This is a genomic window from Agrobacterium sp. CGMCC 11546, from assembly GCF_013365515.1.
In the GTDB taxonomy this organism is placed as follows: domain Bacteria; phylum Pseudomonadota; class Alphaproteobacteria; order Rhizobiales; family Rhizobiaceae; genus Agrobacterium; species Agrobacterium fabrum.
This window is the reverse complement of the sequence record NZ_CP047390.1, coordinates 246,304-254,933: the sequence shown is the minus strand read 5'-3', so window position 1 is coordinate 254,933 and position 8,630 is coordinate 246,304. Positions and strand designations below refer to the sequence as shown.

7 protein-coding genes and 3 pseudogenes are annotated in these 8,630 nt (G+C 56.7%); 3 read left to right on the top strand and 7 right to left on the bottom strand.

Going from position 1 to position 8,630, the window contains the following annotated elements; genetic code table 11:
* Positions 1-546 (bottom strand): annotated as a pseudogene (locus tag GSF67_RS25955) (helix-turn-helix domain-containing protein); the annotation flags it as partial.
* A gap of 261 nt (positions 547-807) precedes the next feature.
* Between GSF67_RS25955 and GSF67_RS25950 the strand changes: the two are divergent.
* Positions 808-1,176 carry a hypothetical protein gene (locus GSF67_RS25950; RefSeq protein WP_006313248.1) on the top strand — a complete coding sequence of 123 codons (369 nt, stop codon included), beginning with the start codon at positions 808-810 and terminating at the stop codon, positions 1,174-1,176.
* Here GSF67_RS25950 and GSF67_RS25945 read toward each other — a convergent pair.
* The 6 genes and pseudogenes from GSF67_RS25945 to GSF67_RS25920 all read right to left on the bottom strand — a co-directional run.
* Positions 1,164-1,253: pseudogene (locus GSF67_RS25945) on the bottom strand (transposase domain-containing protein); the annotation flags it as partial. The gene GSF67_RS25950 and the pseudogene GSF67_RS25945 overlap by 13 nt on opposite strands.
* 268 nt (positions 1,254-1,521) lie before the next feature.
* Positions 1,522-2,373, bottom strand: a complete 852-nt coding sequence (locus tag GSF67_RS25940; protein WP_006313249.1) for a protein-L-isoaspartate O-methyltransferase — start codon at positions 2,371-2,373, stop codon at positions 1,522-1,524.
* Entirely contained in the window at positions 2,363-3,013 is a 651-nt protein-coding gene (locus GSF67_RS25935; protein ID WP_085944116.1) for a recombinase family protein, read from the bottom strand. The genes GSF67_RS25940 and GSF67_RS25935 overlap by 11 nt, the downstream gene beginning before the upstream one ends.
* A 95-nt stretch (positions 3,014-3,108) precedes the next feature.
* The gene (locus tag GSF67_RS25930; protein WP_006313251.1) at positions 3,109-3,612 is read right to left on the bottom strand and encodes a GNAT family N-acetyltransferase; all 504 of its coding nucleotides are present in this window, start codon (positions 3,610-3,612) and stop codon (positions 3,109-3,111) included.
* Between the two features lie 19 nt (positions 3,613-3,631).
* Complete coding sequence (locus tag GSF67_RS25925) at positions 3,632-4,183, bottom strand: GNAT family N-acetyltransferase (protein WP_006313252.1); 552 nt, start codon at positions 4,181-4,183, stop codon at positions 3,632-3,634.
* Positions 4,180-4,781, bottom strand: a pseudogene (locus GSF67_RS25920) (recombinase family protein). Before GSF67_RS25920 ends, GSF67_RS25925 begins: the two are co-directional and overlap by 4 nt.
* Before the next feature lie 238 nt (positions 4,782-5,019).
* Here GSF67_RS25920 and GSF67_RS25915 point away from each other — a divergent pair.
* On the top strand, positions 5,020-7,995 hold the full coding sequence (locus GSF67_RS25915; protein WP_176072112.1) for a Tn3 family transposase: 2,976 nt from the start codon (positions 5,020-5,022) through the stop codon (positions 7,993-7,995).
* A gap of 134 nt (positions 7,996-8,129) precedes the next feature.
* Positions 8,130-8,552, top strand: a complete 423-nt coding sequence (locus GSF67_RS25910; protein WP_006313256.1) for an isoprenylcysteine carboxylmethyltransferase family protein — start codon at positions 8,130-8,132, stop codon at positions 8,550-8,552.
* The last annotated feature ends 78 nt before the right edge of the window (positions 8,553-8,630 follow it).

Sequence of the window (8,630 nt, the reverse complement as noted above, 5' to 3'; positions counted from 1 at the left end):
CTTGTCGTGGGCGTCGAACACCATCTCCTGGCTCTCACGCATATAAGCCCGCGCGAACATCATCCGGCTGTGGCAGAGCCGGACATGCGCAACTTTCACCGTCGTTGTCACGCCCTGGATCAGGACGATCTCATGGCTCCAGTCGAACTGGTAAGCCTCGCCGGGCGCATAATAGAGCGGCACGTAGGCCTCGGCGGTCACAGCCCCTCGATCCTTCGACCATCCCTTCGCATAGCGCCGGATTGCATCGTAGCTGCCGTCGTAACCCAGCGCCCGAAGCTCTTCGTAAATCCGGATCAGCGTCAGCCGCTCGCGAGATGGCTTGCCTTCGTTCGCGGCCAGGAAGCGCTCGATCTCAGCCTTCCAGGCTCCGGTCTTCGGCAGTGGCTGTCGTTCGCGCTCATAGGAAAAGTCGGTCTCATCAGATCGTAATATCTTGCGGACCGTGTTGCGAGACACGTTCAGCTCCCGGACGATCCTCTTCACCGACCAGCCCTGCACATGGAAGGCTCGACGAACACGCGCAATCGTATCCACTCGCTTCAACTCCCTCTCCATCTGTCACCAAAAGACAGATGGTCAGACGAAACAGGTGGGGGGTCAAAATTGGACGCCGATCACCCCGCCAGAGGGGTCAATATTCCACGCCGAAACACAGGGTGAGGAGTTTAGCAAGCTGAAAGCTGTGTGGAAACAGCTCACCGATGCTATCTATCAGGCGAACGAAAAGCCGCTACGGTTCTTGAGGTACTATCTGCTTGCTGCGCATGACGTAGACGGAAGGCTTCGTGAAGACGTGATCTACGATTGGTTTCGGAAGAACGCGGAGCAAACCAATCACGAAAAAAACCGCTCGATTTTGCCGGGAAGTTGCTTGACGCTGTCACGGCGTATGCTCACTTCGCGAAGGGCCGGAACGTCGCTGGCGAAGAAGAGGCGGGAATCATCAACACCCGTCTCCTCGGCGGAAAGTCCATAAAACAGCACTTTATTCTCCTGCTTGCTGGTCGCTCCCTGTCCCCTGCGAACTTCAGCAAACTTGCCGACGAACTGGAGAAAACGATGTTCGTTTGGCTACTGACCGGCACGTCAGGTAAGGAGTATGAAAGACGTATTATCGAAGCTGCGCATCAGCTCAACAGTAAGCGGCAAGCAGAGACCGTTCAACGCGCGTAATTCCACGGCATGAGTGCATCGAGATGGCTGCTTGGCCACCCGTTGGCTATGCGCTCGAGGGTCTGAGTTAGCCAGGCCGGGCGATGTCTCAATTGATGAGAAATGGCCCATGGTTGGTTGGCGCACAACTAACGCTAGCCGATTTGTAAGCCGCGCCCATGTTTGACTATTTCCTTATGACATCCGGGGGGGCGGGGCGGAACTCATCCGCCAACGCGCAAATCTACAGGAATGGTGGGGACGCACGGCATCACGGCCATCAATGGCCGCAACTAAACCGTCTTAGTTTTCAGACGGTCTGCTGACTTTCGCCACAAGTTTGGCGTGCTGCTGCCGACGCTGATTTCAATGAATGGCAGCTGCCACTTCCGAGGAGAACCAAACGTCCGGATAGATAGCTATCGCGCTTTGATCAGGACCCCGGTCGGCATTTTTCCAAAGCGAGCGGATTGTCCGTGCTTCGGCGAGACTGGCTGGCACCCTGGAAGCAGGGACCTCCCTCGATGCGCCCACACAGGGAATAAACCAGACAGGCATTAGGGGCGTTACGCTAAATCCCCCGCTTTCCGCGCGGACCATCAACGTTATTGCGACTTCCTCGCTCGGCCGCCACGGAAAGATCATCCGCCCGCCGGGCTTCAACGCCCTTAACCAATCTGCGGGCGGCGCTGCCACTCCGGCATTTACATAGATCACGTCCGACTGTGGCAGCCGTTTTTTTGTCGCGTCACCGCTGACGATGGTGACCCCTTCAAAGGGTTCGAGGTTAAGCCGCGCGCTTTCCACTAGGCCTTCCTCAATCTCGAATGCAGTGACTGTTCCCGTTGGCAGCACAAGCATTGAAAGAATAGCGGTATAGTAGCCTGTTCCTGCCCCGATATGGGTGACAGCCTCCCCGCGTTGAGGCGAGACAGTCCCGATCCAGGCGGCATGAAGTGAAGGCTCTCCGTTGTTGATACCTTTGTTCGCATCCAAAGCCACCAAGGCATTTTGATAAAGGTAGACTGGGTCGGCGCTCGGTGTGTCGAGATATTGTCGGCCGACTTTGATTTTCCAGGGACCGGGAGGAAAGAAAGCCTCCCGTGGAACGGTTTCAAATGCCCTCTCAATTCGAGGATCTGAGGACTTACTCGCGGTGGCTATAACCCGGGCATAAAAACCCCGGATTTCATCGACGCTGGCTCGCTCATTTGCCATAGGGAGGTCTCCTGTCAACGCTGGATTTAGGCGTTAGAATGGACACCCTGACCGGAGGCGCGTCGTCCAAATCTTCAACCCGTTTAAACTCCATCGCGGCAGTCAGCCGCGCAATCGTTGCTCGATGCACACTGAACAGCCTCGCTACATCGGCCGGTTTCCGACCGGCCTCGAGCATTTCGATAATCTCGGCGCGCTGTTCATCATTGAACTTCGGCCGCCGGCCGCCGACGCGGCCTTGTTCACGCGCAGAATCCAACCCTGCACGGGTCCTTTCCCGCACCATGGCGCGCTCGAATTCTGCAAATGCCCCCAGCATCTGCATCATCATTCGACCCGCCGGACCTGAGGTGTCCACGGCTTCGGTCAACGACCGGAAGCCGGCACCAGCGGCTTCGACCTTTTCCAGGATGTGCAGAAGATCCTTTAGTGAGCGAGAGAGTCGATCGAGTTTCCAGACAACAAGAGTGTCTCCACCCCGCAATTGGTCGAGCAACCGATGAAACTCCGGTCGATCCCATCGGCCACCGGAGGCTTTCTCTTCAAATACACGGGTGCAGCCAGCGTCCTTGAGAGCCTTGACCTGCGCGGCTGTCTCTTGGCCATCAATTTTCGAAACCCGTGCGTAGCCGATGAACATCCGCATAAACCTGTTGCCAATCAGCGGATTTGGCAACAGGTTTATGCGCAAGTCAAGCGATTAAAAATCCGTGTGACCTTTATCGATATTTGGCACTATCTATCATCGATATCTATCCCTTGGGCGCCTTGTAGTCCGACGGTCCACCAAGTCGATGCCAGCGATAAGTTCGCCTTCTCTAGGAACTGAGTTTTCGCAATATCCTGTCGCGCTCCGACCACTACCAATTGGGCGAAACCTCGCTGTTTCAAAAGCTGCTTAGTTTCGTTCAGCAGAGCTTGCCCCACATCTTTCCATAGCTCCTTGCAGCCGACACAGAAATCATCGATCAGCGCGGTTGGGCCGCCAGGATCATAAACAGGTGGGGTAGGAAACTTTCGCGCAATTGCGAAACCAAGCACATGATCGCCCTCGATTGCAATCAGGCATACATTTTCGGAATCGCTGAAGAGCTTTTCAAACCATGGCAATGTCGAATCAGCCGAGTTTGCAGCCTTTTTCCGAAAACGCGGCTCGTACGACTCGTACTCGATCCTACGTCGTTCGACGAGCTCAATACAAAGCGGCGCATCCATGACTGCTGCGGGTCGAACAATCATCGCCTCTCCTTTCGGTTCATCACCCTCTACCTACCCAGTCTGATTTTTCCAGGAGATTGCTGGCGCTGGGCCATTCGTAGCGTATGAAATCTACGTGCGGGAGGCGGGTCATAACGTTTCGCTTCTCTTCGATCCATTGACCGCCCATCCGTTCGTAAAAGGATCTTGCCGCATGATTTTCGCGAAGTGTTAGCAGATGAACTGGCCGTTCCAGCCGATCTGCGGAAAAACCGCGGATACTTTCGACCAAGAGGCGTTGCCCTACGCTTTTTCCTTGATAGGTCGGGGCCACGTATAGATTGTGAAGATAGGTCCCGAACTCGGTCTCCTCATCAAACAGGAAACATGCGAACCCGGCCACAACTGCCGCTTCCTCTGCGACTTTCAAGCACATCTCGGTAGGATCGACGTCCTGCGACAAGCGCCGTTGCCAAAGGCTAGTCTTTTCCTCGGGCATGATGTCGGCCAAATAATCTGCGGGGAGAATTCCGGCATAGGTTTGTTGGCTGACGGCGATATGAAGCGCTGTAACAGCCTCCCGATCGTCAGGTTTGGCATCGCGAAAATTCATGGTGCGACCGCTCCTAAACTTTTGTCCGCCGGTCCACGGGCCAATGTTCGATGGACCGTTGGCCTGGAGGCCGAGAACACCTCGGCGAGATCGCTGATCGAATAATCGCCTGTGTCATACATGCGGCGTAATTCCTTGTGCTGACGGTCTGAAAGCTTTGGCTTCTTGCCACGCAGCTTTCCCTTGGAGCGGGCGATTGCCATTCCCTCGCGCGTGCGCATCCGGATCAGATCCGCCTCGAATTCGGCGAAGGTGGCAAGGATGTTGAAGAACAGCCTGCCCATAGGATCGGACGGATCATGCACGCTGGTCCCTATCTGCAAATCACCCGGCGTGCGGAAAGATCATCACCGATGAGACGAGCGTCAGGCACCGAGCGTGCCAGCCGGTCCAGTTTCGGCACCACCAGCGTATCGCCGCTGCGCACGGCGGCGAGCGCCTGGTCGAGGCCGGGCCGCGTTCGGTTCGCGCCTGTAAACCCGTGATCGGTGTAGATGCGATCAGTTGCAACGCCGAGCTTCAGCAAGGCTTCCTTCTGCGCCGCGAGGTCCTGCTTGTCGGTTGAACAACGAGCGTAACCGATGAGGGTGTTTGTCATGCAGAATCTGTAACGTAAGGGGGTCCATCACTGCAAGAAATATAGTACCATCTAGGGGTCAGAACAAGAGCAGTCCGAAATCGTACGCTAAGGCCGAACGAAGCATGAACAATGCCGCAGTTCGGATTTTGGACGTTCGATCTCTGTGGATTGCCATCGATATTCGCTGGTTTTGATTTCTCTGTTCGGCCCGACTCGACAACGCTAAGCGCAGATTGGTTATGAATGGAGTCGGGCTATGGCAAAGCGCAAGCTTCTCAAAGATCAAGATCGCCGAAAGCTAGTCGATATCCCGGTCGACGAGGACAGCTTAATCCGACACTACTCATTGTCACCGGCCGATCGCCTGGAGATCGAACTGCGCAGACGCAATCACAACCGGCTTGGCTTTGCCATTCAGTTATGTCTGATGCGATACCCGGGTCGAGTGCTGGGGGCAGAAGAAATTCCGCCACGCGCCATGCTTAAATATGTTGCTGATCAGATCGGCGCCGCCCCGGAAGCTTTTTCGCTCTATGCACGCCGTGAAGAAACCCGTCGGGATCACACAGCACGGCTAGTGATGTATCTGGATACGAGAAGCGCGACGCTGCAAGATCGCCGCGCCGCGCTATTGTCTGCAATTCAGGCGGCGGCGACGTCCGACGACGGTGCTGCGATAGTCAATTCGATTGTCGTCGCGTTTCGTGAACGCGGCGCTCTTCTACCGGCGATCGACACGATCGAACGGATTGGCCTTGCCGGCCGTGCGATAGCCCGCCGTTGGGCAGAGACAACTCTGATTAAAGACATCCCGCTCGATGCGCTCCGATCATTGGACCGGCTGTTAGAAGTGGACCCGTCGATCGGCCAGACGCGCTTCCATTGGCTACGCTCGGCGCCAGAAGCGCCAGGTGCGTCGAATCTGGTCGGGCTGACAGAGCGGATAGCCTTTCTGCGGCGGCTGGAGATCGATCCGACGTTACAGGCGCGCATATCAGCAGGACGGTGGGGCCAGATGATCCGGGAGGGTAACGCAACCCCGGCCTGGCTTGCCAACGACTTCAATGCCAGCCGTCGCCGGGCTCTGATTATGGCTCAAGTCATCAAGCTTTGCCAGAAGCTCACGGACGATGCGGTGACGATGTTCATCAAGCTGATGGGTAAGTTGTTCTCGCAAGCCAACAACCGAAAGAAGCAGCGGCAGATGCACTGCAGAGCGAACACCGCCAAAGCGCTGCGCATGTTTCTCGATACGATCACCGCGCTGCAGTCCGCCAACAACAATGGTCGGAATGCAATGGATGTTCTCGACCAAACAGTCGGCTGGGATCGACTGCTTCGGATGAAGCCTGAGCTCGAGTCGATGGTCGACGACAACGAGGCGCCGTCGTTGATCGTAGCAGCCGAGCAATATGCGACCGTCCACAAATACACTGGTGCATTCCTTCAGGCATTCACGTTCCGCTCGGCGCTTCGCCACGATCCACTTCTAGCGGCAATTGCGCTGCTTAAACGGCTTCATGCCGAGAAGCGACGGACGCTCCCTGATCGCGTCCCGCTCACCCACCTTAGCCAAACTGACCGGCGGCTCATCTTCGAACGGGAAAAACCTGATCGCCGACGCTACGAGATCGCAACGCTCGCTGCTTTGCGAGACCGGCTTCGATCTGCGGAGATATGGGTCGACGGCAGCCGATCTTTCCGGCCCATTGACGAGCATTTGATGCCGCGAACAACATTCGTCACGTTAAAGGAGGAGGATCGTCTCGGATTAGGCGTCCAAGCTGATGGCGCGCAGTGGCTTGCCGAAGCGCGTCAGATGCTCGACTTCAACCTGCAGCGTCTGGCGCACAGGGCACGATCCGGAAAGCTCGAAGGAGTTCGTCTTGAGGCCGGAACGTTGATCATCACACCAACTGCCAGCGAAATCCCTGTGGCCGCCGAGGCACTGAATGCCGAGATCAGCGATATGTATCCGTTGGTCGAGGTTCCCGATCTGTTAAGGGAAGTGCATGAATGGACCGGCTTTGCGGATCAGTTCACGCATGTTCGGACCGGCGACGTACCAAAAAATGTCTCTGCAATGCTCGCTGGTGTACTGGCCGATGCTACGAACCTTGGCCCCAAACGAATGGCGGGCGCTTCCAAAGGGATTAGCGCTCACCAGATTGGGTGGATGCGCACATTCCACGCGCGATCGGAGACATACCGCACGGCTCAAGCGTGCATCGCCGATGCCCACACCCAGCATCCGCATTCGCGCCTTTGGGGCAATGGCACAACGTCATCGTCCGATGGCCAATTCTTCCGTGCGAGCGACCGGGCTGCAAAGCGCGGCGACATCAATTTGCATTACGGTAGCGAGCCCGGATCGAAATTCTATAGCCATCTGTCAGATCAATACGGCTACTTCAGCATTTTGCCCATCAGTCCCACCGAGAGCGAGGCGGCCTATGTGCTGGACGGGCTCTTCGATCAGGACACGGTCCTCGATATCCAGGAGCACTTTACCGACACTGGCGGTGCCAGTGATCATATGTTCGGGCTGTTCGCCTTGATCGGAAAGCGGTTCTCACCAAGACTGCGTAATCTCAAAGATCGGAAGTTCCATACGTTCGAGAAGGGTGATGCATATCCGGCGCTGTCGAACCACATCGGGGCGCCGATCAATGCCAATCTGATCCTCGACCATTGGGACGATCTGCTCCATCTTGCGGCGTCGATCACGACGCGGTCCGTGGTGCCATCTACCATCCTCAAGAAATTGTCCGCAACGCCAAAGCAAAGCCATCTCGCGAGGGCGCTCCGCGAACTCGGCCGTATCGAAAGGTCGCTCTTCATGATCGAATGGTACTCAAGTCCGGCACTACGGCGGAGATGCCAAGCTGGTCTCAACAAGGGCGAGGCCGCTCATAAGCTGAAACGCGCTGTGTTCTTCCACGAGCGGGGCGAAATCCGCGACCGGTCGTTCGAGAGCCAGGCATTCCGCGCCTCTGGTCTCAACCTCGTTGTCAGTGCAATCGTCCACTGGAATACAGTCTATCTCGACCGCGCAATCACGCAGTTGAAGCGAGAGGGTCGAAATATTCCCGATACTTTGTTGAAGCATATTTCGCCGCTCAGTTGGGAGCACATCAACCTTACCGGCATCTACACCTGGGATGCCGAACACCAGATGCCCGACGGATTTCGATCGCTCCGTCTGCCAGTCGGGCTACGGCGGGTCGCATAAGTTCTCAATCCGTTCGCCCTTAGCGTACGATTTCGGACTGCTCTTGTTCTGGCCCCAACATGGCAAGGCGCGATGGCGGGCATCTTCGCTCAGCAGTCGATGCTGCGTTGAGAGCTCAGATTGGAGGGCAGAATATGGCCGTCGAAACTGACAGCGCACGCGTGCGTTTCCCTCCGCCCTTGGTCTATCTGGGAGCGCTGCTTTTGGGGATGGCAGCGGAGCGGTTTGTTCCCCTTCGCTCGTTCGGCGTCGACTGGCGTTTGCTGATCGCAACCGGCGCGCCGCTGCTCATTGCCGGCGCAGCGATGATGCTTGCGGCGGCGGGGCTCTTCCGACGGTTGGGCACGAACGTTCGGCCGTCACAGCCAGCAACCAAAATCGCAACGACCGGACCCTATCGGTGGACCCGCAATCCCATGTATCTCGGCATGGCACTTGTATATACCGGCCTCGCGATCGGTTTCGACGGGCCGATCGCCCGTGAGGAGCGCTATCTCGAAGACAAGTTTGGCGAAGAATACCACCGCTACAAGGCCGACGTTCGCCGCTGGTTCTGACTATTTGGTCACCGCTTGTCCCCACAAATGAGCCGTCGACGCACTTCACGCTGATGACTACCTTCGAGAAGCGGCAAC

Excerpts from the sequence above, each read along its gene's own strand:
- GSF67_RS25940 (WP_006313249.1), bottom strand. The coding sequence starts at position 2,373 with ATGGCAAATGAGCGAGCCAGCGTCGATGAAATCCGGGGTTTTTATGCC.
- GSF67_RS25935 (WP_085944116.1), bottom strand. The coding sequence starts at position 3,013 with ATGTTCATCGGCTACGCACGGGTTTCGAAAATTGATGGCCAAGAGACA.
- GSF67_RS25930 (WP_006313251.1), bottom strand. The coding sequence starts at position 3,612 with ATGATTGTTCGACCCGCAGCAGTCATGGATGCGCCGCTTTGTATTGAG.
- GSF67_RS25925 (WP_006313252.1), bottom strand. The coding sequence starts at position 4,183 with ATGAATTTTCGCGATGCCAAACCTGACGATCGGGAGGCTGTTACAGCG.
- GSF67_RS25915 (WP_176072112.1), top strand. The coding sequence starts at position 5,020 with ATGGCAAAGCGCAAGCTTCTCAAAGATCAAGATCGCCGAAAGCTAGTC.
- GSF67_RS25910 (WP_006313256.1), top strand. The coding sequence starts at position 8,130 with ATGGCCGTCGAAACTGACAGCGCACGCGTGCGTTTCCCTCCGCCCTTG.